The sequence below is a fragment of the Phreatobacter sp. genome (assembly GCF_052440005.1).
Classification (GTDB): domain Bacteria; phylum Pseudomonadota; class Alphaproteobacteria; order Rhizobiales; family Phreatobacteraceae; genus Phreatobacter.
In genome coordinates this window covers 1-23,398 of the sequence record NZ_JBQVQL010000017.1, presented here as the reverse complement: position 1 = coordinate 23,398, position 23,398 = coordinate 1, and the positions used below count along the sequence as shown (strand labels likewise).

At 68.3% G+C, this 23,398-nt stretch carries 24 protein-coding genes and 1 pseudogene; 13 read left to right on the top strand and 12 right to left on the bottom strand.

Annotated elements, in window-relative coordinates:
• The first annotated feature begins 109 nt into the window (after nt 1-109).
• From ACT6XY_RS06565 to ACT6XY_RS06555, 3 genes are read left to right on the top strand one after another with little or no spacing between them, the layout of a single operon-like run.
• Nucleotides 110-1,462, top strand: a complete 1,353-nt coding sequence (locus ACT6XY_RS06565) for a flagellar hook protein FlgE (RefSeq protein WP_444747533.1) — start codon at nt 110-112, stop codon at nt 1,460-1,462.
• 35 nt (nt 1,463-1,497) lie between these two features.
• Nucleotides 1,498-3,390 (top strand): flagellar hook-associated protein FlgK, encoded by a 1,893-nt coding sequence (flgK, locus tag ACT6XY_RS06560; protein ID WP_444747532.1) that lies wholly within the window; start codon nt 1,498-1,500, stop codon nt 3,388-3,390.
• A gap of 9 nt (nt 3,391-3,399) precedes the next feature.
• Nucleotides 3,400-4,983, top strand: a complete 1,584-nt coding sequence (locus ACT6XY_RS06555) for a hypothetical protein (RefSeq protein WP_444747531.1) — start codon at nt 3,400-3,402, stop codon at nt 4,981-4,983.
• An 86-nt stretch (nt 4,984-5,069) separates the two neighbouring features.
• Here ACT6XY_RS06555 and flaF read toward each other — a convergent pair whose 3' ends face one another.
• The 3 genes from flaF to ACT6XY_RS06540 form a co-directional block, all read right to left on the bottom strand.
• Nucleotides 5,070-5,441: a flagellar biosynthesis regulator FlaF gene (gene flaF, locus ACT6XY_RS06550; RefSeq protein WP_444747530.1), complete on the bottom strand. Its 372-nt coding sequence runs from the start codon at nt 5,439-5,441 to the stop codon at nt 5,070-5,072.
• Entirely contained in the window at nt 5,404-5,817 is a 414-nt protein-coding gene (gene flbT, locus ACT6XY_RS06545; protein WP_444747529.1) for a flagellar biosynthesis repressor FlbT, read from the bottom strand. Before flbT ends, flaF begins: the two co-directional genes overlap by 38 nt.
• 133 nt (nt 5,818-5,950) lie before the next feature.
• Nucleotides 5,951-6,856 carry a LysR family transcriptional regulator gene (locus ACT6XY_RS06540; protein ID WP_444747528.1) on the bottom strand — a complete coding sequence of 302 codons (906 nt, stop codon included), beginning with the start codon at nt 6,854-6,856 and terminating at the stop codon, nt 5,951-5,953.
• 105 nt (nt 6,857-6,961) lie between these two features.
• On the opposite strand from ACT6XY_RS06540, the gene ACT6XY_RS06535 reads away from it, so the two are divergent.
• Nucleotides 6,962-7,618 (top strand): isochorismatase family protein, encoded by a 657-nt coding sequence (locus ACT6XY_RS06535; RefSeq protein WP_444747527.1) that lies wholly within the window; start codon nt 6,962-6,964, stop codon nt 7,616-7,618.
• Between the two features lie 4 nt (nt 7,619-7,622).
• On the opposite strand, the gene ACT6XY_RS06530 is transcribed toward ACT6XY_RS06535, so the two are convergent.
• A complete protein-coding gene (locus ACT6XY_RS06530) occupies nt 7,623-8,843 on the bottom strand; it encodes a flagellin N-terminal helical domain-containing protein (protein WP_444747526.1) in 1,221 nt (406 codons plus the stop codon).
• 325 nt (nt 8,844-9,168) lie between these two features.
• Between ACT6XY_RS06530 and fumC the strand changes: the two genes are divergently transcribed.
• Together fumC and ACT6XY_RS06520 are read left to right on the top strand one after the other, a co-directional pair.
• Nucleotides 9,169-10,560, top strand: a complete 1,392-nt coding sequence (fumC, locus tag ACT6XY_RS06525) for a class II fumarate hydratase (RefSeq protein ID WP_444747525.1) — start codon at nt 9,169-9,171, stop codon at nt 10,558-10,560.
• 86 nt (nt 10,561-10,646) lie between these two features.
• Nucleotides 10,647-11,510 carry a DMT family transporter gene (locus tag ACT6XY_RS06520; protein ID WP_444747524.1) on the top strand — a complete coding sequence of 288 codons (864 nt, stop codon included), beginning with the start codon at nt 10,647-10,649 and terminating at the stop codon, nt 11,508-11,510.
• A gap of 64 nt (nt 11,511-11,574) precedes the next feature.
• Here the strand turns inward: ACT6XY_RS06520 and ACT6XY_RS06515 are convergent, their stop codons facing one another.
• From ACT6XY_RS06515 to ACT6XY_RS06500, 4 genes are all read right to left on the bottom strand, one after another.
• Complete coding sequence (locus tag ACT6XY_RS06515; RefSeq protein ID WP_444747523.1) at nt 11,575-12,012, bottom strand: flagellar protein FlaG; 438 nt, start codon at nt 12,010-12,012, stop codon at nt 11,575-11,577.
• 151 nt (nt 12,013-12,163) lie between these two features.
• Nucleotides 12,164-12,643, bottom strand: a complete 480-nt coding sequence (locus ACT6XY_RS06510) for a hypothetical protein (RefSeq protein WP_444747522.1) — start codon at nt 12,641-12,643, stop codon at nt 12,164-12,166.
• 3 nt (nt 12,644-12,646) lie between these two features.
• Nucleotides 12,647-12,976 carry a rod-binding protein gene (locus ACT6XY_RS06505; protein ID WP_444747521.1) on the bottom strand — a complete coding sequence of 110 codons (330 nt, stop codon included), beginning with the start codon at nt 12,974-12,976 and terminating at the stop codon, nt 12,647-12,649.
• Complete coding sequence (locus ACT6XY_RS06500; protein WP_444747520.1) at nt 12,976-14,097, bottom strand: flagellar basal body P-ring protein FlgI; 1,122 nt, start codon at nt 14,095-14,097, stop codon at nt 12,976-12,978. The genes ACT6XY_RS06505 and ACT6XY_RS06500 overlap by 1 nt, the downstream gene beginning before the upstream one ends.
• Nucleotides 14,098-14,313: 216 nt before the next feature.
• On the opposite strand from ACT6XY_RS06500, the gene ACT6XY_RS06495 reads away from it, so the two are divergent.
• Both ACT6XY_RS06495 and dksA read left to right on the top strand, forming a co-directional pair.
• Nucleotides 14,314-14,748: a flagellar assembly protein FliX gene (locus ACT6XY_RS06495; protein WP_444747519.1), complete on the top strand. Its 435-nt coding sequence runs from the start codon at nt 14,314-14,316 to the stop codon at nt 14,746-14,748.
• 199 nt (nt 14,749-14,947) lie between these two features.
• Nucleotides 14,948-15,364, top strand: a complete 417-nt coding sequence (dksA, locus tag ACT6XY_RS06490) for an RNA polymerase-binding protein DksA (RefSeq protein WP_106748810.1) — start codon at nt 14,948-14,950, stop codon at nt 15,362-15,364.
• Nucleotides 15,365-15,766: 402 nt separating this feature from the next.
• Here the strand turns inward: dksA and flgH are convergent, their stop codons facing one another.
• From flgH to flgF, 4 genes are read right to left on the bottom strand one after another with little or no spacing between them, the layout of a single operon-like run.
• Entirely contained in the window at nt 15,767-16,501 is a 735-nt protein-coding gene (gene flgH, locus ACT6XY_RS06485; protein WP_444747518.1) for a flagellar basal body L-ring protein FlgH, read from the bottom strand.
• 50 nt (nt 16,502-16,551) lie between these two features.
• Nucleotides 16,552-17,547 (bottom strand): flagellar basal body P-ring formation chaperone FlgA, encoded by a 996-nt coding sequence (gene flgA, locus ACT6XY_RS06480; protein WP_444747517.1) that lies wholly within the window; start codon nt 17,545-17,547, stop codon nt 16,552-16,554.
• Nucleotides 17,548-17,555: 8 nt separating this feature from the next.
• Nucleotides 17,556-18,344 carry a flagellar basal-body rod protein FlgG gene (gene flgG, locus ACT6XY_RS06475; RefSeq protein WP_444747516.1) on the bottom strand — a complete coding sequence of 263 codons (789 nt, stop codon included), beginning with the start codon at nt 18,342-18,344 and terminating at the stop codon, nt 17,556-17,558.
• 12 nt (nt 18,345-18,356) lie between these two features.
• On the bottom strand, nt 18,357-19,106 hold the full coding sequence (gene flgF / locus ACT6XY_RS06470) for a flagellar basal-body rod protein FlgF (RefSeq protein WP_444747515.1): 750 nt from the start codon (nt 19,104-19,106) through the stop codon (nt 18,357-18,359).
• Nucleotides 19,107-19,428: 322 nt separating this feature from the next.
• Between flgF and fliL the strand changes: the two genes are divergently transcribed.
• The 5 genes and pseudogenes from fliL to ACT6XY_RS06445 form a co-directional block, all read left to right on the top strand.
• Complete coding sequence (fliL, locus tag ACT6XY_RS06465; RefSeq protein ID WP_444747514.1) at nt 19,429-19,938, top strand: flagellar basal body-associated protein FliL; 510 nt, start codon at nt 19,429-19,431, stop codon at nt 19,936-19,938.
• A gap of 9 nt (nt 19,939-19,947) precedes the next feature.
• Nucleotides 19,948-21,105, top strand: a complete 1,158-nt coding sequence (gene fliM, locus ACT6XY_RS06460) for a flagellar motor switch protein FliM (RefSeq protein WP_444747513.1) — start codon at nt 19,948-19,950, stop codon at nt 21,103-21,105.
• Nucleotides 21,105-21,590 carry a DUF6468 domain-containing protein gene (locus tag ACT6XY_RS06455; RefSeq protein WP_444747512.1) on the top strand — a complete coding sequence of 162 codons (486 nt, stop codon included), beginning with the start codon at nt 21,105-21,107 and terminating at the stop codon, nt 21,588-21,590. The genes fliM and ACT6XY_RS06455 overlap by 1 nt, the downstream gene beginning before the upstream one ends.
• A 12-nt stretch (nt 21,591-21,602) precedes the next feature.
• Nucleotides 21,603-22,337, top strand: coding sequence for a MotE family protein (locus tag ACT6XY_RS06450; RefSeq protein WP_444747511.1), 735 nt, complete (start codon nt 21,603-21,605; stop codon nt 22,335-22,337).
• Nucleotides 22,338-22,446: 109 nt separating this feature from the next.
• Nucleotides 22,447-23,398: pseudogene (locus tag ACT6XY_RS06445) on the top strand (tetratricopeptide repeat protein); the annotation flags it as partial.

Here is a 23,398-nt window from a genome sequence, read left to right as displayed (position 1 = left end):
CGACAGTTTTCCCGGCGCGCCCTTTGGCATGGCGGCTGCACAGATCGTTACAGAGTGCGGCGGCGTTCCGTCGCGATCGGGACCGCCGGCATCGGCGAAGGGAAGTTCGATGGGTATCTTCGGTGCAATGACGACGGCGGTCAGCGGCCTTTCCGCCCAGGCCTACGCGCTGGAAAACATTTCGGGCAACATCGCCAATTCGCAGACGACTGCCTTCAAGCGGATCGAGACGAGCTTCGTCGACCTCATCCCGGACTCGGGGCCGAAGCGGGAGCTTTCCGGCTCCGTCACCGGTTATTCGCGCGCCACCAACACGATCCAGGGCCAGATCTCGGCGACCTCGATCACCACCAACCTCGCGATCAACGGCGACGGCTACTTCGTCGTGCAGCAGCCGTCGGGCTTCGTCGACGGCCAGCCGACGTTCTCGACCTCGAACGCCTACACCCGCCGCGGCGACTTCACGGTCGACGCCAACGGCTACATGGTCAACGGCGCCGGCTACTATCTGCGCGGCCTGCCGCTGGACCGCACCACGGGCAATCCGCTGGGATCCTCGCCGGTGCCGATCCAGATCACCAACGACGTCATTCCGGCGCGCGCCACCGACAACCTGAAGTACCGCGCCAGCCTTCCGACGACGCCTGCCACCGCCAATGCCAACAGCACGCCGGGAAGCGAGCTGATGCAGACCTCCCTCATCGGGCAGGCGACGATCGGCTCGGCGGACGCCGCCAATTTCGTCGCGACCTCCATCGCCGGCGGCTCGCAGACCGTCTACGACGCGCTCGGCAACGAGGTGAACGTGCAGGTCCGCTGGGCGAAGACGGCGAACGCCGCCGCCGGCCCGCCCGCCGTGTCCGACACCTGGAGCGCCTACTACCAGTCCTCCTCGGCCACGGGCGCGGAGACCTGGACGCGCATCGGTGGCAACTTCACCTTCTCCTCGACGGGCCAGCTGACCTCGCCGACGTCCAACCCGACGATCTCGAACCTCACCGTCAACGGCACCAATGTCGGCAACGTCACGCTCGACATCGGCACCAACGGCCTCTCCCAGTATGCCCGCTCGGACGGCACCGTTCAGGTCACGGACATCGGCCAGAACGGCTATGCCGTCGGCGAGCTGATGAACGTCTCTATCACCGACGCCGGCCGCGTCCGCGGCAACTATTCCAACGGCCAGTCGGTGGACCTGTTCTCCATCCCGCTCGCGAGCTTCAACGGCGACAACATGCTCAAGCGCCTCGACGGTGGCGCCTTCTCCGAGACGTCCAGCTCGGGCCCGCCGATCCTCGGCGCCTCGGGCCGCATCGTCTCGCAGAGCCTCGAGAGCTCGAACGTCGACATCTCGGAAGAGTTCACCAAGCTGATCATCACCCAGCAGGCCTATGCGGCCAACACGCGCATCGTCACGACGTCCAATTCGATGCTGCAGGAAACGATCAACATGATCCGCTGAAGCGGATCGTGACGCACGGCAAGGAGTGACCGGGCATGACCCTGACCAGCGCCCTCAGCAATTCGCTGTCCGGCCTGCGCTTCACCTCCACGGCGACGGCGCTGACCAGCGCCAACATCGCCAATGCGGGGAACCCGAGCTACACGCGCAAGCTGATCGATCCGGTCGACGCGCTCGCCGGCGACCAGATCGCCGGCGTCGCCGTCGGTTCGATCCGGCGCGAGTACGACGCCTTCGTGCAGCGCCAGCTGGTCGGCGAGCGCTCCAACGCCGGCTATGCCTCGACGCGCTCGCAGTTCCTCTCCCGGCTCGACCAGATGATGGGTGCGCCGGGCTCGGCCCGCGCGCTGGACACGGTCCTCAACACCTTCTCGTCCTCGTTCCAGACGCTGCTGACCTCGCCGGAGAGCGACACGGCACGGTCGGGCGTCATCAACTCGGCGACGGTGGTGGCGCAGACCCTGCGCAGCCTGTCCAGCGCCACGCAGGACATGCGTCTCGACGCCGAGAGCGGCCTCGCAGACGCCACCGTGCGTCTCAACACGCTGCTGACGGACCTGTCCAAGATCAACGCCCGCCTGTCGGTGGCCTTCACCGACGAGAGCCGGGTCGGCCTCCTCGACCTGCGCGACGCCATGGTGTCGGAGATCGCCGACTACGTGCAGGTCCGCACCGTCTATGACGATCGCGGCGCGGTGCAGCTCTATGGCGGTGCGGGCTTCGTGCTCCTGTCGAGCAGCCGGTCGGAGCTCTCCTTCGACTCCCGCGACATCATCGGGCCGACCAACGTCTACGACGAGGACCCGACGAAGCGGACCGTCGGAACGATCACGGCGTCGACCTCGTCCGGAACGGTCGATCTGATCGCGGCCGGGGTTTTCACCTCGGGCAAGATCGCCGCCCTGATCGAACTGCGCGACAAGGCGCTGCCGGCCACCCAGGCGCAGCTCGACCAGATCGCCGCCAATCTCGCCCAGGCGCTGGGCAATACCGCGACGTCGACGCCCGTCACCGTGACCGGACCGGGACCGACGGCCGGCTACGACACGGCGCTCGGCAGCGGCCTGGTCGACGGCGACACGGTGACCCTCGAACTCACCGCCAACGGCGTGACGAAGAAGATCACGTTCAAGCGGGTGGACGACACGTCGGTGCCCATGTCCGACGACATGACGGCCGATCCCGACGACATCGTGTTCCGTCTCACCGGTTCCTCGGCCGCGGGCCATGCCAGCCAGATGCAGGCGGCAATCGACACGTGGGCCGCCAGCGCCGGCGCACCGGCCGGCGCATTCGGTGTCTCCGTCAGCGGAACGAACCTGCGCGTCCTCGCCGACCCGACCGTCACGGGCGGGGCCAGCGTCGGCCGCGCCGCCGCCAACGTCACCGCCCGGACGCTTGCCGACGGCGGCAGCGCGCTGCCCTTCTTCGTCGATACGGCGGCGGCCGGCGGTCTCTACAGCGATCAGATCTCCGGGGCCGGGAAGCAGTATCTAGGCCTCGCCTCGCGCATCGACGTCAATGCCGCCCTCAAGGCCGACCCGAGCGCCCTGGTCAAGATCAACGCGACGACGCTGGAATCCGACGAGACGCGCCCCTCGTTCCTGGTGAAGGCGCTGGGCAGCACGGATCGTTACTTCGCCCCCGCCGGCAGCCTCGGCACCACCACCAACCCGTTCCAGGGTTCCGTGCTCTCCTATGCCCGCTCCGTCATCGTCACCCAGACCAATGACGCCGCCAGCGCCCTGCAGGTGGCCGAGGGCCAGGAGGCGGTGGTGACGCAGCTCCAGGCCCGGTTCGACAGCGTCGCGGCGGTGAACATCGACGACGAGATGACCCTGCTGATCCAGCTCCAGACCGCCTACGGCGCCAATGCGCGCGTGATGAGCGCCGTCCGCGAGATGCTGGACGTGCTCCAGAGAATGTAAGGCCGCGTCATGTCCATCCGCACCTCGGGAATCCTGTCGGGACTGAACGCCAGCGACTTCATGCGCATGAAGACGCAGCTCTCCGAGCTGCAACGCCAGCTCGGCTCGGGCCAGAAGTCGGAAACCTATGGCGGCCTCGGCCCCGAGCGCGGCTTCTCGCTCGCCTTCCGCGCCTCGATGAGCCAGATCGACGCCTGGCAGCAGTCCATCTCGCTGGTGACGACCCGCATCTCCATCATCGACACCTCGCTGACGGGCATCGCCAAGACCGTCTCCTCGACCAAGACCTCGTTGCAGCCGAACGAGTACAAGCTGTCCTCGGGCCGTACCATCGGTCAGGTCGCGGCGGGCGACGGCCTGAACGCGGTCGTCTCCATGCTCAACGCCAACGACGGCACCCGCTACGTCTTCGGCGGGCGCAAGTCGGCGACGCCGCCGGTGCTCGATCCCTCCATCTTCCTCGGCGGCGACAATTCCAAGGACGGGTTCAAGACGGTCCTGCTCGAGCGCATGCAGGCCGACCTCGGCGTTGCTGGCGCCAATCCGGAGGCGAACTCCGCCGCGACCGGGCGGTTGACCGTCACGGCACAGGGCACCCAGCCCGTCGTGCTCGCCGAGGACGGTGCGCATGCCTTCGGCCTGAAGATCGGCCTCATCTCTGGCGCCGTCGACGGCATCACCGCGACGAAGACGGCCGGGCCGCCGGCCTCGCTTTCGATTGCCGCCGGTGCCGGCAACGCCTCGCCGAACCAGGCACTGACCGTCGGGTTCACCCTGCCGGACGGTAGCGTCGAGAACCTCACCCTGACGGCCGTCGCCGCCGACGCCGATCTGCTGGCGGCGGGGCAGTTCCGGGTCGGGGCCACTTCCGCCGAGACGCTCGACAACATGCGCACGGCGCTCGGGACGGAAATGAGCCGGATGGTCGGCTCGAAGCTCGCCGCCGCATCCGCGGTGAAGGCCGGCGACGACTTCTTCCACGGCGAGACCAATGCGGCGGCGCTCGCCGGCCCGCCGGTGATCGAACCCGGTGTGCCGAAGCGCCTGGTGCCGGGTGTCTCAGGGACCATGGCGGACGCCGTCGCCTACGACACGCCGCAGAATGCGGAAGCGAGCACCGTGCGCTGGTACCAGGGCGACCGGGTCTCGCCCAATCCGCGGGCGACCGCGTCGGCCGAGGTCGACAATTCACAGTCGGTCTTCTACGGCGTGCGCGCCGACGAGGAGGCGCTGCGCACCGCGGTCCAGTATATGGCGGTGGCGAGTTCGCTGCGCTTCAGCGAGAGCGACCCCAACGGCCTCGAGCGCTTCCAGGCGCTGACGCCACGCGTCGTCTCGGGGCTCAGCATGGACAATGCGAGCCAGACGGTTCAGTCGATCCAGATCGAGATCGCCGCGGCCAATACCGCGGCCGATTCAGCCAAGACCCGCCACTCCGACCGCCGCTCGATGCTGGGCGGGCTTCTCGCCGACATCGAGGGCGTCGACGACAACGAGGTGACGGTGCAGATTCTGGCGCTGCAGACCAACCTGCAGGCGAGCTACCAGACGAGCTCGATGCTCTCCAAGCTCACCATCGTCAATTACATGTAGCGCCGCGTCCCCGCGCGGCCCGGAACGAGAAAGGGCGCGGCCGTCGAGGCCGCGCCCTTTCTCGTTCGCCGCCCCGGCGGCAGGGGTCAGCCGCGACCGGCGAGACCCGCAGCGATGTTGGAATTGATGGAGACGAGAATGCCGAGCTTCTCGGGAGCCGGCTCGATCTCGATGTCGATGGTGCGCTGGAAGATGAACAGGCCGAGATTGGCGATGTTGTTCTTGATCGGCAGCGGAAGCGGGTTCTCGGGCTTGGTCGCCGAGGTCGACAGGATCGTCCAGAGCTTGCGGTTGTAGGCGAGGGCATGGCCGAGTTCGCCGCGCCCCGTCTCCCAATTGTCCTTGACCGACTGCAGCCTGGCTGCCGCCTTCAAGAGCAGGCTCGCCTCCAGGTCGCGGGGATTGGTCGTTGCCGTGACCTTAGCGGTCGACGCGTACGCCGCTGCTCCGTGATGCATGACCCAGCAGAGTCCCTTCGTACTCGATCAGGCCCTTCGTGGCCTTTAGAGCCTTGTACAGCGAACCGGTTAATATGTGATTGTTGATGTCGTCGATGAATCCGAGAGTCGACGGCGCCGCCTTCACCACGTCGTTGACCAGGTCGAAATACATCTTGTGGTGGCGGGCGGGATCGCGGGACAGATACATGAGCTGCACGAGCAGATAGATCTTCTTGCAGGGCGTGTCGGCGGCCTCCACCGTCATCACGTCCTTCTCGCGCAGGATCGGCGCCTCGCCCTCGATGGTCAGCCGCGTGCGCTGGTCGTCGTTGACGATGACGCTGTCGCCGAGAATGAACTTCTCGCCGGGCTTCAATTCGACCTTCAGCGCCATTCCCACCTCCGCACGATTCGTCAACACGCGATGCTATCACATGCGCAGATCATGACAGGTCAACCTGTCGCGCCAGCATGTCCGACTCCGGGCGGCCATGTCGATCCCGTTTCGAGGCGGTCCGCGGCTATGTTCAGGGCGTCGGTGACTTGCCGAACCGCTGGTCCGCAAGTTGCCGCCGCAACCCCTTTAGGAAATGCGCGACGATCGGAATGGCGTTTCGTCCCGGAGGGAGCAGCGCGAAGATCGCCACCTGTCCGGCGACCAAGCCGGGCAGGACGGGAACGAGGGCGCCTTTCCTGACGAAGTCCTCGGCGAGGAACGAGGGGAGGACGGCGAAGCCGCCGCCGCCGGCGGCCATGGTGCAGGCCGCTTCCGGGTCGTTGACCGTGACGCCGACCCTGACCCGGATCTCATGGGTGGCGCCGCGGCCCGTCAGCCGCAGGACGACTTCGGGGCTGTGCTGGTTGGCGACCTGGATCAGCCGCAGAGGGGTGAGGTCCGCGGGGCGCGCGATCCCCAGGGCGAAGGAGGCCGGGGCGTAGAGCTTCAGTTCGGCTTCGGCCAGCCTTGACGAGATCAGATAGGGCTCCGTCGGCTCGGCGATCCGGATCGCCACGTCGACGTTTTCGCGCAACGGATCGAGGGGTGCGTTGTCGAACCTGACGATGGCCGTAACCTCCTGGTTTGCTGCCAGAAAGCGGCCGAGATAGGGTGACAGGATCAGCCGTCCGAACAGGAATGGCGAGACGATCCGCAGGACGCCCTGCGGCGTCCCGCGTTCGGCCAGAGCCAGCGCATGCGCCTCCGCCAGCGCGAGGCCGGCGGCCATGGCGGGAGCGCGCAGCGTCTCACCGGCCCGGGTCAACCGCAGCTTGCGGCCCGTCCTGTCGAACAGGGCGATTCCGAGGGTCGCCTCCAGGCGTACCAGGCGCCTGCTGACCGTCGTCTTCGGCAGTCCCAGCCGGCGCGCCGCAGCCGACACACCTCCGGAAGCAACGATCGCATCGAAGAGAACGAGGTCGTCGGCATTCATCATCGTTCCATTCATGGGACATGACGTTACCCAACCAAGCACTTTCCGGGACGGACGGTCCAGCTATCTCCTGCAGCATCGTCGTCTCAGGACAGAAGGCCCCCCGCCATGACCACGCCCCCGAAGAACGCCGCCCTCGCCGGGTTCACCCCAGCGGACACCGCGCTCATCTACGTCGACTACGTCACCGGGCTCGACAACCTGATGACGACGATCCCCGGCAAACAATACCGCAACAACATCGCGGCCTTCGCGAAGTTCAGCGGCCTGTTCGGGCTGCCGACGGGGGTGCTGGGCGAGGAGAACGATTATTACGGGACGTTCCTGCCCGAGATCAAAGCGCTCATCGACGCCGGTGCGCGCACGTTCCAGTCGCGGTCGACGCCGACCGGCTACACGGCCGAACTGGCGGAATGGCTGCGCCAGACCGGGCGCACGAACGTGCTGATCGGCGGGATTTCCATCGACAACTGCACGCTGCACACCTCGCTGGACCTGCTGCGCAACGGTTACGGCGTCTTCGTCGTCGTCGATGTTTCCAGCACCAACAGCAAGCTGGCGGAAGATGCGGCGATCATGCGCCTGATCCAGGCCGGAGCGGTTCCAGTGAGCTGGCTGAACGCGCTGACCGAGCTGGGCACGGATTTCGCCGGTCCGCACGGTCGGGGGATGATGCAGATCATCCAGACCCACTGGCCGGCCTCGACCGTCGGTACCGTCGCCGATACCACGCCCGATGGTCACGGCATGCAATTGCCCGCCTGACGCCTCAGCCGAACAGGCTGAGGACGCTCTGGTCGGCCTGGTTGGCGAGCGAGAGGGCCTGGGTGGAGAGCTGCTGGCGGGTCTGGAGGGCCAGCATGTTGGCGCCTTCCTCGTTCATGTCGGCGAGGACGAGGTTGTCGGCGCCGGTCTTCAGCGTGTTCGCCATTTCCTGGGTGAACTTCTGGCGGATCTGCACCAGGGCCAGGTTCGAACCGAAGGCGCTCGACTGCGAGCGCAGCTTCGCCATGGCCTGCGACAGGTCCTGCATGGCGACGTTGATGTCGCGGTCGGTCTGGAAGTTGTTCATCTGGTCGCGGATGGCCAGATCCTCTTCCACCGAGAAGCGCACGCCGGTGATGGTCAGCGAGGAGGTCTGCCGCTCGTTGAACATGGCCTGCAGCGTGTCGGCGTTCAGAAGGTTCACGCCGTTGAAGCCCGCGTCCTTGGCGAGCTGGTCGATCTGGCGGCGCAGCTCGGAGAACTGGGCGGCGATGTTGGAGCGGGTGACGTTCAGCTCGCCGGCGAGCTTCGACCGGTCGGAGAGGCGGAAGCCCATGTTGTCCAGGGCCGCGCCGGCGTTGGACGAGGACAGGGTGATCGGCTGGGTGCCGATGGCCTCGATGACGAGGCGCCCGTCGGGGGAGAGCAGGGCGCGGGCATCGGCGCCCGAGGTGGTGCCGACCGTGACGCCGGCGCCGCTCGCGGGGGTCAGCGAGGTGTTGTCGTTGATGGCGTTGACGAGGTCGCCGACCGTCATGCCCGCGCCGATCGTCAGCGTCGTCGAGCGGTTGGTGCCGGTGTTGATGGTGATCGTCTCGGTATTGGCGAAGCCGAGGTCGGTCAGCGGCGTCTGCATGGTCATGGCGCCCTGGGCGCCGCCGACGATGGGCAGGACGCCGCCGAGGCGGGCGGTGGTGGCCGCCGAGCCCTGGGCCTGGCGGGCCAGGGCCTGGGCGTTCTCGACCACGCGGACGATGGAGCGGATGCCGTTGTCCGCCGCTTCCAGCGTCTTGATGGCGGTGCCGATGCCGTCGAGCAGGTTGGTGATGTCGGTCGCGCGCGAATTCAGCATCGCGGCGGAGAAGAAGTTGCCGGGATTGTCGAGCGCGGTGTTGACCTTCTTGCCCGTCGACAGACGGTACTGCGTCCGGTCGCGCAGGTCGGCGGTGCTCATCAGCGAGAGAAGATTGCCGCGAATGCCTTTTGAAAGGACGATGTCGCTCATGGGTGGTCCTCGGCCGGGCCCGACGATTCTCACGGGCCTTTGACGCACCCTGCCCCGTTAACCCTAATCAAAGGTTAATTTCCGTCTCTCGGGCAAAATCTCGCGTGTTCTGAAAGGGTTGGGCGGGGAGGGTGTGTCCTCCCCGACACGGCAAGAGTTAACCGGCAGGATTTGCCGGGTGGTCGAGGGAGGGCGTCTGCGACCGCCCGGTCGATTGCGCGGCGGGCGCTTCGGGTCTATCCCGGCCGGCAGATCGAGACCGCGCGGGGCCTCCGCGACGTCGATGGCCCGTCCGACGCCCGGACGCCTCCGGAGGGAATGACCCATGGCGAAAACCCGCACCGAAACCGACACGTTCGGCCCGATCGAGGTCGCATCCGACCGCTATTGGGGCGCGCAGGCCCAGCGCTCCCTCGGCAATTTCAAGATTGGCTGGGAGAAGCAGCCGGCGCCCATCGTGCGCGCCCTCGGCATCGTCAAGCGCGCCGCGGCCGAGACCAACATGTCGCTCGGCCGCCTCGACCCCGTCATCGGGCAGGGCATCGTCGCCGCGGCGCAGGAGGTCATCGACGGCAAGCTCGACGACCATTTCCCCCTCGTCGTCTGGCAGACGGGGTCGGGCACCCAGTCCAACATGAACGCCAACGAGGTGATCTCGAACCGCGCCATCGAGATGGCGGGCGGCGAGATGGGCTCGAAGAAGCCGGTCCATCCCAACGACCACGTCAACATGAGCCAGTCGTCCAACGACACCTATCCGACGGCCATGCACGTCGCCTGCGCCGAGGAGATCGTCCACCGGCTCATCCCCGCCCTGAAACACCTGCACGGCGCCCTCGACGCGAAGGCGAAGGCCTGGGCCGACATCGTCAAGATCGGCCGCACCCATACCCAGGACGCGACGCCGCTGACCCTCGGGCAGGAGTTCTCCGGCTATGCGCAGCAGGTCGCCAACGGCATCGCCCGCATCGAGCAGACGTTGCCGGCGCTGATGGAACTGGCGCAGGGCGGCACCGCGGTCGGCACCGGCCTCAACGCCCCGGTCGGCTTCGCCGAGGAGGTCGCCGCGCGCATCGCCGCCATCACCGGTCTCGCCTTCACCTCGGCGCCCAACAAGTTCGAGGCGCTGGCCGCCCACGACGCCATGGTCTTCTCGCACGGGGCGATCAACACGGTGGCGGCCTCGCTGTTCAAGATCGCCAACGACATCCGCTTTCTCGGCTCCGGCCCGCGCGCTGGCCTCGGCGAGCTCGCCCTGCCGGAGAACGAGCCGGGCTCCTCGATCATGCCCGGCAAGGTCAACCCGACCCAGTGCGAAGCCCTGACGCAGGTCTGCGTGCAGATCTTCGGCAACAACGCGGCGCTGACCTTCGCCGGAAGCCAGGGTCATTTCGAGCTGAACGTGTTCAATCCCGTCATGGCCTACAACTTCCTCCAGTCGGTGCGGCTGATGGCGGATGCGGCGGTGTCCTTCACCGACAACTGCGTCGTCGGCATCGCACCGCGCGAGGACAATATCCGCGCCGGCGTCGAGCGCTCGCTCATGCTGGTCACGGCGCTGGCGCCGAAGATCGGCTACGACAATGCGGCGAAGATCGCGAAGACCGCGCACAAGAACGGCACGACCCTGAAGGAAGAGGCGCTGAAGACCGGCCTCGTCAGCGCCGAGGACTACGATCTGCTCGTGGATCCGCGCAAGATGATCGCGCCGGGCTGATCCCGTTACCATCCGTGGCCGGCGCGGCATGACTGCCGCGCGGCTGCGCCTGTTGCGCCGCACGCCGGGCTGTCGCAAGCGGAGACATGCTCGCTCGCGACTTCGCCCTCCTGATGCTGGTCTGCCTGATCTGGGCGACCAACTTCGTCGTGACGAAGCTGTCGCTCGTCCATCTCGACATTCCGCCTCTGCTGTTCTCCTCGCTGCGCTTCGTGCTGGTTCTGCTGGTGGCGCTGCCCTGGCTCTTGCCCTGGCCGCGGCCGCGCTGGCGGATCGCAGTGGTCGGGCTGATGATGGGGGCGGGGGGCTTCGGCCTCGTCTCGATCGGCCTGATGACGGCGACCCCGTCGAGCGCTGCGGTCGTCACCCAGCTCGGCGTGCCGATCACGGCGCTGCTGTCCGTCTTGATGCTGGGCGAGCGGATCGACTGGCGGCGCGGCCTCGGCATCGCGCTCGCCTTCGCCGGCGCGGTCGTGGTCATGTACGACCCGAAGGGCTTCGTGCTGTCGGTCGGTCTCGTCTTCGTGCTCGCCAGCGCCTTCGCCTCGGCCTTCGGCGTCGTCCTGATGAAGAAGATGCACAACGTGCAGCCGCTGCAGTTCCAGGCCTGGGTGGGGTTTGCCTCGGCCATTCCGCTGGCTTTCGGGTCACTGGCGCTGGAGACGAACCAGCTCGAGCGGGCGGCCCATGCCGGCTGGCCCTTCCTCGGCGCGCTGATCTACACGGCGATGTTCGTCTCGCTGCTGGGACACAGCCTGTTCTTCAGGCTGATCATGAAATACGAGGCGAACCTCATCTCCACCCTGACGCTGATGTGCCCGCTCATGGCCATCGGGCTCGGCGTGCTCATCACCGGCGACAGTTTCGACATGCGGATGATCGCGGGAACAGCGGTTGTGCTTGCCGGCGTCGCGCTGATCCTTCTGGCGCCGAAGCGCGTCCGGGCATGACGGAGCGCCAACGGCAAAAGCCGCCCTCGGGGGCGGTTGCGGGCATTGGTCGGGCGGCGATGGATCAGGCGACCCGTTCGACCCGCGGCGTGTCGGCGGCCTCGCTCTCCTCCTTGCGCGCCATCTCGCGCGCATAGGCCTTGAGCTTCAGCACCATCTCGTCGGGAAACTGACGAATGACCTCGCCCGTCTCCTTGTCCACCGTGCGGTAGACGAGGAGGCCGGCGGCCTCGTCCTTCTCGATCCGTCGCTGAAGGGATTCCCGGATCGTGTCGGCGATCCGCTCCATCCGCGCGCGACGGTCGGCGAGGATGCGATCGTCACGCGACGCCATGTCGCCGGTCCGCCGGTCGTCGACGGCGGTGCCGGCGGCGTTGGATGGAGGCTGTGTCACCCGCTGGGCGCGGGGAAGTTCCGTCCGTACCGCCTCGCGGTACTGGACGGTATCCGGCCGCCCGGTAGAAATCGTTCCGACGGCCGGTCGTGAGGACGGAATGTCCATGACCGGTACTCCCTGTGGGGGAGGAACCTCATGATCCCTCTTCTCCCAAGTGCCGGAGCATGACGATGAAGTCCTAAACTCACGTTAGGACATATGGTAAATGTTGCAGCGCGACATCTTGTAAAAAATGCCGAAGACTCTCCACGCCTCGTCAGAGGCTGCGCACCACGGCAACCGGGGCGGCGGCGTGCGGGGCTGGGGCATGGGCGCGGCCATTGGCGCCGTAGCCGGCGGGCGCGCGGCGCGCCTGCACCGTTTGCGAGACGTGGCGGATGATGCCCTCGGCGACGGCGTGGGCGGTGGCGAGCACCGCGAGGTTGACCTGCAGCGCCTCCTGCAGCGCCTCGTGCTCGACCTCGATGCCCGCGAGCGCGGAGCCGGCATGGGCGCGCAGGGCGGCGCCATGGAGCTTCAGGCGGGTGAGGTCGGCGAGATAGCGGTGCGACAGCTCGGTCTTGCGCAGCTCGAAGGGGCGGGCGGCCTTGATCCTGGCGGCGCGGACCAGCGCCGTCTCCTCGATCAGGACGGAGCGCAGTTCGGCCATGGTCTGGCGGAGCCCGTCGACGAAGGCGAGGGCCTCGGCCGGGCTGGCGAAGGGCGGCGGGGAGGGGCGGGTGGCGGGCTGCTGCATGGCTCAGTTCCTTGCCGGCAGGCGGCGCGGCGCGGCTTCCTGCGCGCCGATCAGTTCGCGATAGACGTGGCTGGCGAGGCCGACCCCGCCCTGACCGGTGACGGACTTGGCGTATTCGTCGACGAGCATGCCGCGCCAGGCCTCGCTCTGCTTGCCGCCGAGGGGCGATTCCGTGCCGATGCCGGTGAACATCTGCGAGAACATGGTGTTGAGGAACACCTGTTCGAAGTTCTGCGCCTGCGACCAGGCGCGCTGCTCGCGCGAGCCGGCGACGCGGGCGGCGGCGGGCGTGGTGGCGTTAATCGCCGGACGTTCGGGGGTCTGGCTGCGCATCAGAGGACCTCGATCTCGGCCTGGAGGGCGCCGGCCGCCTTGATGGCCTGCAGGATGGCGATCATGTCGCGTGGGCCGATGCCCAGTGCGTTCAGCCCGTCGACGAGCTCCTGGAGCGAGACGCCCTCGCGGACCAGGGCGAGGCGCTTGCCCTCCTCGGTCGCCTGGATCTGCGTGCGGGGAGTAACCACCGTCTGGCCCTGGGCGAGCGGGTTCGGCTGGCTGACCTGGGGCCGCTCGGAAATGGTGACGGTGAGGTTGCCCTGGGCGATGGCGACGGTGGAGACCCGCACGTCCTTGCCCATGACGATGATGCCGGAGGCCTCGTCGATGACGACCTTGGCGACCTGGTCGGGCTGCACCCGGAGCTGCTCGATCTCGGTGAGGAGGGCGACGATGTTGCCCTCGAAGCGGGCCGGCACCTTGAGGTGGATGGTGGCGGGATCGGTCGGCTCGGCCGTCGGTGCGCCGATGAAGTCGTTGATGGCGGCGGCGATGCGGCGGGCGGTGGTGAGGTCCGGATTGCGCAGGGCGAGCTTCAGGGACGCCATGCGGTTGATGGAGAAGGCCACCTCGCGCTCGACGATGCCGCCGTTGGAGACGCGGCCGACGGTCGGTACGCCGCGGGTGATGGAGGCGGCGGCGCCCTGGGCCTGGAAGCCGGCGATGGCGACGGCGCCCTGTCCGACCGCGTAGACCTCGCCGTCGGCTCCGACCAGCGGCGTCACCAGGAGCTCGCCGCCCTGCAGGGAGCGGGCATCGCCCATGGCCGAGACCTTGATGTCGATGCGCGTGCCCTGGGTGGAGAAGGGCGGCAGGTTGGCGGTGACCATGACCGCCGCGACGTTGGCGGTGCGCAGGTTCATGCCGCGCGTGTTGACGCCGAGGCGCTCCATCATCGACTGGATGGACTGGCGGGTGAAGGGCGAGTTGTTCAGCGTGTCGCCGGTGCCGTTGAGGCCGACGACCAGGCCGTAGCCGATCAGCTGGTTCTCGCGGATGCCCTCGACATCGACCAGATCCTTGATGCGCGACGTCGTCGCCGCGGCCGGTGCGGCCAGGGCGAGGAGGCTCAGAAGTAGGACGAGGCGGCGGATCATGGAATACCCCTGATGAGGCATGAGACCAGCACGCGCCGTGCCAAGCTCTGCGCCGGTATCAAGTCATTGATCCGTAAAAGAAGTTTTCTCGGGAAAGGCGAGCCGCGGGGGGCGTCGCGGCTGCCGCCCGGCAAGTCTTGCCGGGCATTAACCGCCCCTTAACCATGGCGTGGCTTTCTTAACGCCATCGAAAGACCTGTTGCGCCTTGCTGAAGCGGCCGTTCCGGAGAGGGACCCATGCGGATCATCACGCCGCCTGCCATCGGAGCCGTCACCACCGGCCAGCCGGCCCAGAAGGCCGACCGGCCGCGCGCCGCGTTCGAGTTGCCCGGTGCGCGGACCGAGACGCCTGCCGGCACCTCGGCCCGTCCCGCCATGGCTGCGGCCGGCCTCGAGACGCTTCTGGCCGTGCAGGGCATGCAGCCGGAGGACCGTCGCGAGAAGCGCCGTCGCGCGATGCAGCGGGGGCGCCAATCGCTCGATCTCCTCGACGACCTGAAGCTGTCCCTCCTCGCCGGCGAACCGCTGCCGGCGGTGCTCCTGAAGCTGCGCAGCCTGACCGCCGGCAACCTCGAGGAGTCCGGCGATCCCGGCCTCGACGGCGTGCTCGCCGAAATCGACCTCCGGGCCCAGGTCGAACTCGCCAAGCGCGAGGCCGCCGCCAAGGCGTGAACTCCCCGGCACCTCTGGCCAAGCCCCTGAAACTCCCGGAAAACATCCCCTCTGGCACGGTTCCTGCCTTTCGGGGTCGTGCGCTTGCCCGTCCATGACGGCCGGATGACCCGGTTTCAGGTTGTACGGCCCCGGGACGAGTGCTATGAGCGCGCCGAAACACGGGGCCTGCATCCGTGAATCATGAGGGGTTCGGTGCATGACGTTGGAGTTGGAAGCGGACTACCGCCCGAATGACTCGGAGCCGTTCATGAACGAGCGGCAGAAAGAGTATTTTCGCAAGAAACTTCTCGCCTGGAAGGACGACATCCTCCGCGAGGCCAAGGAAACCCTGCAGAACCTGCAGGACGAGAACCAGAACCATCCCGATATCGCCGACCGCGCATCGTCCGAGACGGACCGCGCGATCGAACTCAGGGCGCGCGACCGCCAGCGCAAGCTGATCGCCAAGATTGATGCGGCCCTCGCCCGGATCGAGGACGGCAGCTACGGCTTCTGCGAGGAGACCGGCGATCCGATCTCGCTGAAGCGCCTCGAGGCACGCCCCATCGCGACGCTGTCGCTGGAGGCCCAGGAGCGGCACGAGCGCCGCGAGCGGGTCTATCGCGACGAGTAGACCGCCGCACCGCGTCGGGACAATCCGGCCGCCCCTCGGGGCGGCCGTTTCATTTTGGGGCGGCCCGTCCGGCCCTGTGCGACAGAGACGGAAGGCCCCGCCCTTACCCTCCCCTCGCGGGGCGAGGGCAGGGGGACGACGGCGTCGCCCTTCGCCGGTGACGGGGCATCTGGCCCGCCCATCTGTCGGCGTCGTGCCCGGCATTCTGCGTCATGATCGGGCGGGAGGTCGAAGTCCCCTCTCCGCGCGCAGCGCGGGGAGGGTGCGGGTGGGGCGTTCCTGCCAGCCTTTGACACTTCGGCCTCCCCCAACGCCGACGCCGCCCGCGTCGGGAGAACGCGGACGGCGCCGGACTTGCCGTGGTCGCTGGGGAGCGGGGACGGCTGGGAGCTCTCTGGATCGTCAGAAGGGCAGGAGCACGTCGAGCACCTGCTGGCCGTAGCGCGGCTGCTGCTGGTCGGTGATCTGGCCGCGGCCGCCGTAGCCGATGCGGGCCTGGGCGATCTTGTTGGAATCGATGGTGTTGTCGCTCTCGATGTCCTCCGGGCGGACGACGCCGGCGACGATGAGTTCGCGCACCTCGAAGTTGACGCGCATCTCCTGCTTGCCCTCGAGCACCAGGTTGCCGTTGGGCAGGACCTGCATGACGACGGCCGCGACGTTGGTGGTCAGGGTTTCGGAGCGGGTGACGGTGCCCTTGCCCTCGTTGGAATTGGTGCCGGTGGTGGAGACGAGGCTCGACGGATCCGCGCCGGTGCGGGCAATGAGGCGCTCGGCGCCGAAGAGGCTCGGCGTGCCCATGGTCTGCGAGCCGGTGCGCGACTGGTTGGTGGTGTTCTGGATGTTGGCCTGGTCCTGGAACTTGACCTTGACGGTCAGGATGTCGCCGACGCGCTGGGCCCGCTGGTCGCGGAAGAAGGCGCGCGAGCCGTTGCGCCAGAGCGAGTTGGGGTTGTGCGAGATCGGCTGCGGCTCGGGCATGGGCATGGAGACGGGCCGGTAGCCGGGGCGGGTCTGCGGGTTGTCGACTGCTGAGAGCGCGGGAGCCTGGCCGACGTTGCGCAGGCGATCCGGTGCACCGCAGGCGGCCGTCGTCAGGGCGGCGAGAACGACGAGGAGCGGACGGGCGGTTCGCATGGCGGGACCTGACACGGAACGGGACGGGGGAGGAGAGGACGGGCGGGCCATCACGGGGCCCTCGCCGCGGTGGTGAGGGCGGCGGGCCGCGCCGCCAGCGAGACGCGGTTCAAGCCGGTCACCACGGCCTGCAGCTTCTTGCGCGACTGGATGTTCTCGACCTGGATGACGTCGCCCTCGGCGCCAGCCTCGAGCGCCTTGCCGCGCATGGTCAGCGACAGGCCGGGCAGCTCGACAACGATCAGGACGTTGGCGTTGCGCTCCACCAGCTCCGGCTTCATCAGGTCGACGGTGCGGAACGGGCGCTCGGGCGAGAGCGGACGGCGGGCCGCCAGTCCCACCGCCTGCGCGAGGCTGACGACGGTGTCGGCCGTCATGCCGGGCAGGGCGTTGCGCGGCTTGCGGTCGACGACGAGGTCGCTGGCGCGCACCACCTCGCCGCGGCCGATGGTGCGGGCGGGGACGATGAACTCGACCAGTTCGTTCGCCGTGCCGACGACGCGCGCGCCGCCGGTGCGGTCGGACCTGCCGGAGCCGCGGATGCCGAGGACGGCGTCGAAGCGGCCGCTGCGGGGATCGTGGTCGATGCGCAGGATGTCCATCTGGCCGGAGGCCTCGCGCTCCACCGTGATCGGCCGGGTGCCGCGGTCGAAGACGACCTGGACGCGGCTGGAATCGCTGAGGCCGAGGGTGCCGGCGAGGCTCGCGGCGATCTTCTCCTCCATCTCGGCGAGCGGCACGATGCGGGCGTCGCGGGTGACGGTGACCTCGCGGTTGCGGTCGGCCGAGTCCGGCTCGAGGCCGGCGCGGCGCGCCGCCTCGACGATCCGCCAGGCCGGGACCTGACCGGTATGGCCGGGATCGGGAGAGCGGAAGACGGCGACGTCGGCGTGGCGGCCGGCATTCTCAAAGAGGTCGCCGAGGCGCACCACCTCGCCGGCGACGGTGACGTCGAGGCGCAGGACCGGACGGGCCGGTTCGGCCATCGCCGGCAGGGCGATGCCGCAGATGAGGCTGGCGAGGAGGAGGCGACTGGCGCGGGACATGATCAGCCTCACCGCATCAACTGCGAGGTGGATTGCAGCATCTGGTCCGCCGCCGAGATGATGCGCGCGTTCATCTCGTAGGCGCGCTGGGCGGCGATGAGGTCGGAGATCTCCGAGACCGCCGTGACGTTCGACTGTTCGAGGTTCTTCTGCAGCAGCGAGCCCATGCCCTCGTTGCCGGGGGTGGTGGTGATGGCCTGGCCCGAGGCGGCGGTCTCGAGGAACAGGTTGTCGCCCATCGATTCCAGGCCCGCCTTGTTGACGAAACGGGAGAGCTGGATCTGGCCGATGGTCTGGGCCGCAGTCTGGCCGGGGAGCGTCGCCTGGACGACGCCGGCCGAGCTGATGGTCACGGCGGTGGCGTTGTTCGGCACGGTGATGCCCGGCTCGATCTGGTAGCCGTCGACGGTGACGAGCTGGCCGTCGGCGTTGCGCTCGAAGGAGCCGTCGCGGGTGTAGGCGGTGCGGCCGTCGGGCAGCTGGATGCGGAAGAAGCCCTCGCCGCGGATGGCGACGTCGTAGTCCTTCTCGGTGGAGAGGACGTTGCCCTGGGTCATGATGCGGGATGTGCCGGCCGCCTTGACGCCGGAGCCGATGGAGATGCCGACCGGCAGCAGGTTGCCCTGCTGCGAGTTCTGCGTGCCGGCCCGGCGCTGGTGGTCGTAGAGCATGTCCTGGAATTCGGCGCGCTGGCGCTTGAATCCGGTGGTGCGCATGTTGGCGATGTTGTTGGAGATCACCTCGACGGTGAGCTCCTGGGCCTTCATGCCGCTGGCGGCGGTGTGGAGCGCGCGCATGGTTCAGCCTCCTCAGGTCGTCGGGTTGCCGAGGGAACGGATGGCGTCCCGCCGCATCTGGTCGTGCTTCTCGAGGCTCGAGGCCAGGGACTGGTAGGAGCGCGTCACCTCGATCATGCGCGACAGCGCGAGAACGGGGGTGACGTTGGAGTTCTCCAGCGCGCCCTGGCGGATGTCGGAGTTGGGAACGGTCACCGCCTGGGTGCCGTCACGCAGGCGGAAGAGGTTGTCGCCGGCCTTTTCGAAGGCGCGCGGGGCGCTGCCGTCCACCACCCGCAGGCGGCCACGGGCGCCGCCGGAGGAGGCGACCGAACCGTCGCGGCCGATCGTGATCCCGACGTCGTTGGCCTCGAAGGCGATGGGGCCGCCTTCGCCGAGGACCAGGTGGCCCTGCTTGTTGACGAGCTGGTTCTGGGCGTTGAGCTCGAAGGAGCCGTTGCGGGTGTAGCGCTCGCCCTCGGGGGTCTGGACCACGAAGAGACCGCGGCCGTTGATGGCGACGTCGAGCGAATTGCCGGTCTGGGTGATGCCGCCCTGGGTCAGGTTGGTGGTGGTCGCCCGGTCCCAGACGAAGGACATGCGACGATCGGCGCCGCGCTGGAACGTATCGTCCCGCGCGACCGGCATCAGATATTCCTGGAAGACAACGTCGTCCTGCTTGAACCCCGTGGTGTTCAAGTTGGCGAGATTGTTGGCGATGACATCGAGCTCGCGCTGCAGGGCGACCTGCCGCGAGAGACCGACGAGACCAATGTTCTCCATCGGACCAGTCCCTTCGTGTCCGCCTCGCCGATCGTCTCTCCCAAGACGGTCTTTCGAGGCGGTGCTCCCCATCGGTCGCCTTGAGGCTCGTTCTCCCAAACGGGCCGGGCGACCGCAGAACACCTCGCACCCTTCGTGCCAAGTGGCCTGTGCAAGCAATATCAATTGGTTAACCATGATCGCAGGGAGCGAGGCGGGCGGCACGAAAGGTCAGCCCGGCGGTTTCGTCCCGGCAAATCTTGCCGTGCGCTTAACGAAAATAAACGACCCGTTAACCATTGGGGCGGCAATGTCCCATTCAGAGAATCCGGGGCGCTAAGTGATGGCGAAGAAACCGAAAAAGCCTGAGGCCGACGGCGATGACGCCGAGGAGGGCGCTGCCCCCGAGGCCGGCGGCGGCAAGAAGAAGATGATCATGATGGCGGGCGCTGCCGTCGCGGTGCTCGCGCTGGGTGGCGGCGGCTGGTTCTTCTTCATGAAGAAGAAGCCGGAGACGACTGCCGCGCCGGCGGTCGAGGCCGCAAAGCCCGCGGCCTTCGTCGACCTGCCGGACATGACGGTCAACCTGTCGGTCGGCCAGGACCGTCCGCAGTACCTGCGGGTCAAGGTCGCCCTGGAGGTGACCGACTCCAAGGTCGCCGACCAGATCAAGCCGATCATGCCGCGCGTGGTCGACGCCTTCCAGCTCTACCTGCGCGAGATGCGCCCCTCGGACATCGAGGGCTCGGCCGGCATCTTCCGGCTGCGCGACGAACTCACCCGGCGCGTGAACACCGCGGTCCATCCGGCACGGGTCAATGCCGTGCTGTTCCGCGAAATCGTCGTGCAGTGACGGTCTGACATGGCTGGCGATATCGATCAGGACGCCCTCGCCGCCGAATGGGGCATGGCGCTGGAGGAGCAGGGCTCCTCGGGGTCGGATGCCGAGCAGGGATGGGAATCCGTCGGCGAAGACGGCATGGCGCATGTCAGTGCCGGCTCCAAGGGCGGCGCCGAGCGCATCCTCAACCAGGAGGAGATCGACAACCTCCTCGGCTTCTCCATCGAGGATCTGGCGCTCTCCGACAACGGCGGCATCCGCGCCATCATCGACTCGGCGATGGTCGCCTACGAGCGACTGCCGATGCTCGACATCGTGTTCGACCGCCTGGTGCGGCTGCTCACGACGTCACTGCGAAACTTCACCTCCGACAACGTCGAGGTCTCGCTCGACCGCATCCACGCCGTCCGTTTCGCCGACTACCTGAACTCCATTCCGCTGCCGGCCATCCTCTCCATCTTCAAGGCGGAGGAATGGGACAATTTCGGCATCGCCACCGTCGATTCGAGCCTCATCTACTCGATCATCGACGTGCTGCTGGGCGGCCGCCGCGGCGTCACCGCCATCCGCGTCGAGGGCCGGCCCTACACGACCATCGAGATGGGCCTCGTCAAGCGGATGATCGAGGTGATCCTCGCCGACGCCGAGGCCGCCTTCCGTCCGATCTCGCCGGTGACCTTCAAGATCGACCGGCTGGAGACCAACCCGCGCTTCGCCGCCATCTCGCGCCCCAACAACGCCGCCATCCTGGTGCGCTTCCGCATCGACATGGAAGAGCGCGGCGGCTCGATCGAGATGCTGCTGCCCTATGCGACGCTGGAGCCGATCCGCGATCGCCTGATGCAGACCTTCGTCGGCGAGAAGCTCGGCCGCGATCCGGTCTGGGAGGGGCACCTCGCCACCGAAATCTTCCAGGCCCGCACCCACGTGGAGGCGGTGCTCTACGAGAACAAGTTCCCGCTGCGCAAGCTGATGAACCTCAAGGTCGGCGACACGCTGGTGCTGGACATGAAGCCGGACGCGCTCGTGAAGGTGCGATGCGGAGACGAAACGCTCACCGAGGGGCGGATGGGGCGGGTGGGCGACAAGGTCGCCATCCGGATCCAGAAGCCGCTCAGGCGCGGGCGGACGAGCATGACGCAATTCGAGCAGATCTCGTCAGGCGGACAGGAGCAATGATGACCAGCTTCACTGTGTCCATGGTGGTCGAACTCCTCGTCGCCGGGCTTCTCGCGGCGACCATCGGCTACTGCATCACGCTCAACCGCCGCCTGACGCGCCTGCGCTCGGACGAGCAGTCGCTGAAGGCGACGATCGCCGAGCTCATCACCGCCACCGAGATCGCCGAGCGCGCCATCCAGGGCCTTAAGGTGACGGTGCGCGAATGCGACGGCACCCTCGGGGAGCGCCTGCGCACCGCCGAGCGCTTCCTCGTCGACATCGAGCGCGAGGTGAAAGCGGGCGAGACGGTGGTGGAGCGCATCAGCCGGATCACGGAAGCCGCGCGGGACGCCGGCAAGCCGCGCATCCCGCCGATCCCGGCCGTCGAGCCCATCGTGCCGGTGATGGTCCGCGAGCCCGGCGAGGCCTCGCATGCGAGCGCCGCCTCGACGCTGGCGGCGGCCAAGGCCTTCGCGGCGCGCATGCAGACGCGCGCGGCCTGACGGGAGAGCCAGATGCGGGACCTGCGCCTCCTTCCCATCGTCACCTTCGCGGCCGGCGGCCTCCTGTTCCTGAAGGCGGTAGGCCTGCTCAGCGGCGATCTCGCCGGACCGCGCCAGGTGCGGGCGCAGGACACCATCATCCCGGGCATCGAATCGCCCAGCGACGCCAACCTGATCACGGGTGCGACCCCCGCCGCCGCGCCGCCGGCCCAGCCGGCTGCCGCCCCCCGCCCGCCGCAGCCGACGCCGGTCTCCACCCAGCCGCAGGCACCCGCCATCTCCGCCTCGGAGAGGGCGATCCTCGAGCGCCTGCAGGAGCGCCGCCAGGAGCTCGACACCCGCCAGCGCGAGCTCGACATGCGGGAGAACCTCCTGCGCGCCACCGAGCGGCGCATGGAGCAGCGGGCCAACGAGCTGCGCGAGCTCGAGACGCGCATCTCCGGCCTGGAGCAGCGTCGCGACGAGGCCGAGCAGGCGCGTTTCCGCGGCGTCGTCAGCATGTACGAATCCATGCGGCCGAAGGATGCGGCGCGCATCTTCGACAGTCTCGACATGAGCGTCCTGATCGAGGTGGCGCGCGCCATGCGGCCGCCGAAGCTCGCCGACGTCATCGCCCAGATGCAGCCCGAGCAGGCCAAGCGCCTGACGACGGAACTCGCCCGCCGCCCGAACCAGCAGGCCGCCGCCGATCCGCGCGCCGTCTCGCCCGATACGCTGCCCAAGATCGAGGGCCGGCCGAGCCGCTGAGGCGAAACGCCGTGTTAATCACGATTGCCCATGATGCCGTCCGAGCGGTGGCACGGAGCTGCCGCAAGCCGGTCCCTCGGGGCCGGCGGAAGGTGCGAGTGGCGATCCCATGGACGGGAACGCGTGGTGCGTATGGCGTGTGACGCGGGCCGGCCTTGCAGCCGCCCTGCTTTGCCACGTCTCCCTGGCTCCCGCCGTCGCGCAGGCGCCCGCCGTCGCCCCCGCGGCCGGTGAGGCGAGGGCCGCGGCCGGCAAGGCCGAGCTGTCGGCAACGACCACCGGCGGCTTCGCCCGCCTCGTCTTCCATTTCGACCAGCAGATCCCCGCCGACGTGAAGATCACCGGCGGCGTGCTCGTCATCGCCTTCGCCCAGCCGGTGGACGTGCAGGTCAACCAGCTGACGACCCTGTTGCGCGACTATGTCACCGCCGTCCGCCGCGACCCCGACGGCAAGTCGCTGCGCTTCGCGCTCGCCCAGCGCGTCACCGTCAACTCGATGGAGGCCGGCGAGCGGCTCTTCGTCGACATGATGCCGGACAACTGGCGGGGCCTGCCCCCGGGCCTCCCCGTGGACGTGGTGGAAGAGCTGACACGCCGGGCCCGCGAGGCCGAGCGTCGCGCCCGTCTCGCCGAATCCCAGCGCGTGGCGCGCACCATGCCGCCGGTGACGGTGCGCGTCGGCAACCATCCGACCTTCTCCCGCTTCGTGTTCTCCCTGCCCGAGCCGGCGGCCGTCTCCATCGACCGGAACGGTGACCGGCTGACGCTGCGCGTCGCCAAGCCCTTCACCTCGGACCTCAGGCACGTGCGCGACGCGCTGCCGCCTTTCGTCGGCGAGATCGAGGCCGATACCGGCACCGACGAGCTCGTCTTCCGCATGGCGGTGTCGCCGCAGGCGGACGTGAGAGCCTTCCGGGAGGAGGGCACCTATGTGCTCGACCTGACCATGCGCGGCGCGCCGGCCGGCACCCGCGATCCCGCGGCGCTTGCCCAGGCGCGCCAGCCGGGCCTCACACCGCCCGCCGTCACCATGCTGCCCGGCAACGTGCCGACCCCGCCGC

What these genes read in the sequence shown, in the direction of transcription:
- ACT6XY_RS06565 (WP_444747533.1), top strand. Translation starts at nt 110, where the DNA reads ATGGGTATCTTCGGTGCAATGACGACGGCGGTCAGCGGCCTTTCCGCC.
- flgK (WP_444747532.1), top strand. Translation starts at nt 1,498, where the DNA reads ATGACCCTGACCAGCGCCCTCAGCAATTCGCTGTCCGGCCTGCGCTTC.
- ACT6XY_RS06555 (WP_444747531.1), top strand. Translation starts at nt 3,400, where the DNA reads ATGTCCATCCGCACCTCGGGAATCCTGTCGGGACTGAACGCCAGCGAC.
- flaF (WP_444747530.1), bottom strand. Translation starts at nt 5,441, where the DNA reads ATGCATCACGGAGCAGCGGCGTACGCGTCGACCGCTAAGGTCACGGCA.
- flbT (WP_444747529.1), bottom strand. Translation starts at nt 5,817, where the DNA reads ATGGCGCTGAAGGTCGAATTGAAGCCCGGCGAGAAGTTCATTCTCGGC.
- ACT6XY_RS06540 (WP_444747528.1), bottom strand. Translation starts at nt 6,856, where the DNA reads ATGATGAATGCCGACGACCTCGTTCTCTTCGATGCGATCGTTGCTTCC.
- ACT6XY_RS06535 (WP_444747527.1), top strand. Translation starts at nt 6,962, where the DNA reads ATGACCACGCCCCCGAAGAACGCCGCCCTCGCCGGGTTCACCCCAGCG.
- ACT6XY_RS06530 (WP_444747526.1), bottom strand. Translation starts at nt 8,843, where the DNA reads ATGAGCGACATCGTCCTTTCAAAAGGCATTCGCGGCAATCTTCTCTCG.
- fumC (WP_444747525.1), top strand. Translation starts at nt 9,169, where the DNA reads ATGGCGAAAACCCGCACCGAAACCGACACGTTCGGCCCGATCGAGGTC.
- ACT6XY_RS06520 (WP_444747524.1), top strand. Translation starts at nt 10,647, where the DNA reads ATGCTCGCTCGCGACTTCGCCCTCCTGATGCTGGTCTGCCTGATCTGG.
- ACT6XY_RS06515 (WP_444747523.1), bottom strand. Translation starts at nt 12,012, where the DNA reads ATGGACATTCCGTCCTCACGACCGGCCGTCGGAACGATTTCTACCGGG.
- ACT6XY_RS06510 (WP_444747522.1), bottom strand. Translation starts at nt 12,643, where the DNA reads ATGCAGCAGCCCGCCACCCGCCCCTCCCCGCCGCCCTTCGCCAGCCCG.
- ACT6XY_RS06505 (WP_444747521.1), bottom strand. Translation starts at nt 12,976, where the DNA reads ATGCGCAGCCAGACCCCCGAACGTCCGGCGATTAACGCCACCACGCCC.
- ACT6XY_RS06500 (WP_444747520.1), bottom strand. Translation starts at nt 14,097, where the DNA reads ATGCCTCATCAGGGGTATTCCATGATCCGCCGCCTCGTCCTACTTCTG.
- ACT6XY_RS06495 (WP_444747519.1), top strand. Translation starts at nt 14,314, where the DNA reads ATGCGGATCATCACGCCGCCTGCCATCGGAGCCGTCACCACCGGCCAG.
- dksA (WP_106748810.1), top strand. Translation starts at nt 14,948, where the DNA reads ATGACGTTGGAGTTGGAAGCGGACTACCGCCCGAATGACTCGGAGCCG.
- flgH (WP_444747518.1), bottom strand. Translation starts at nt 16,501, where the DNA reads ATGCGAACCGCCCGTCCGCTCCTCGTCGTTCTCGCCGCCCTGACGACG.
- flgA (WP_444747517.1), bottom strand. Translation starts at nt 17,547, where the DNA reads ATGTCCCGCGCCAGTCGCCTCCTCCTCGCCAGCCTCATCTGCGGCATC.
- flgG (WP_444747516.1), bottom strand. Translation starts at nt 18,344, where the DNA reads ATGCGCGCGCTCCACACCGCCGCCAGCGGCATGAAGGCCCAGGAGCTC.
- flgF (WP_444747515.1), bottom strand. Translation starts at nt 19,106, where the DNA reads ATGGAGAACATTGGTCTCGTCGGTCTCTCGCGGCAGGTCGCCCTGCAG.
- fliL (WP_444747514.1), top strand. Translation starts at nt 19,429, where the DNA reads ATGGCGAAGAAACCGAAAAAGCCTGAGGCCGACGGCGATGACGCCGAG.
- fliM (WP_444747513.1), top strand. Translation starts at nt 19,948, where the DNA reads ATGGCTGGCGATATCGATCAGGACGCCCTCGCCGCCGAATGGGGCATG.
- ACT6XY_RS06455 (WP_444747512.1), top strand. Translation starts at nt 21,105, where the DNA reads ATGACCAGCTTCACTGTGTCCATGGTGGTCGAACTCCTCGTCGCCGGG.
- ACT6XY_RS06450 (WP_444747511.1), top strand. Translation starts at nt 21,603, where the DNA reads ATGCGGGACCTGCGCCTCCTTCCCATCGTCACCTTCGCGGCCGGCGGC.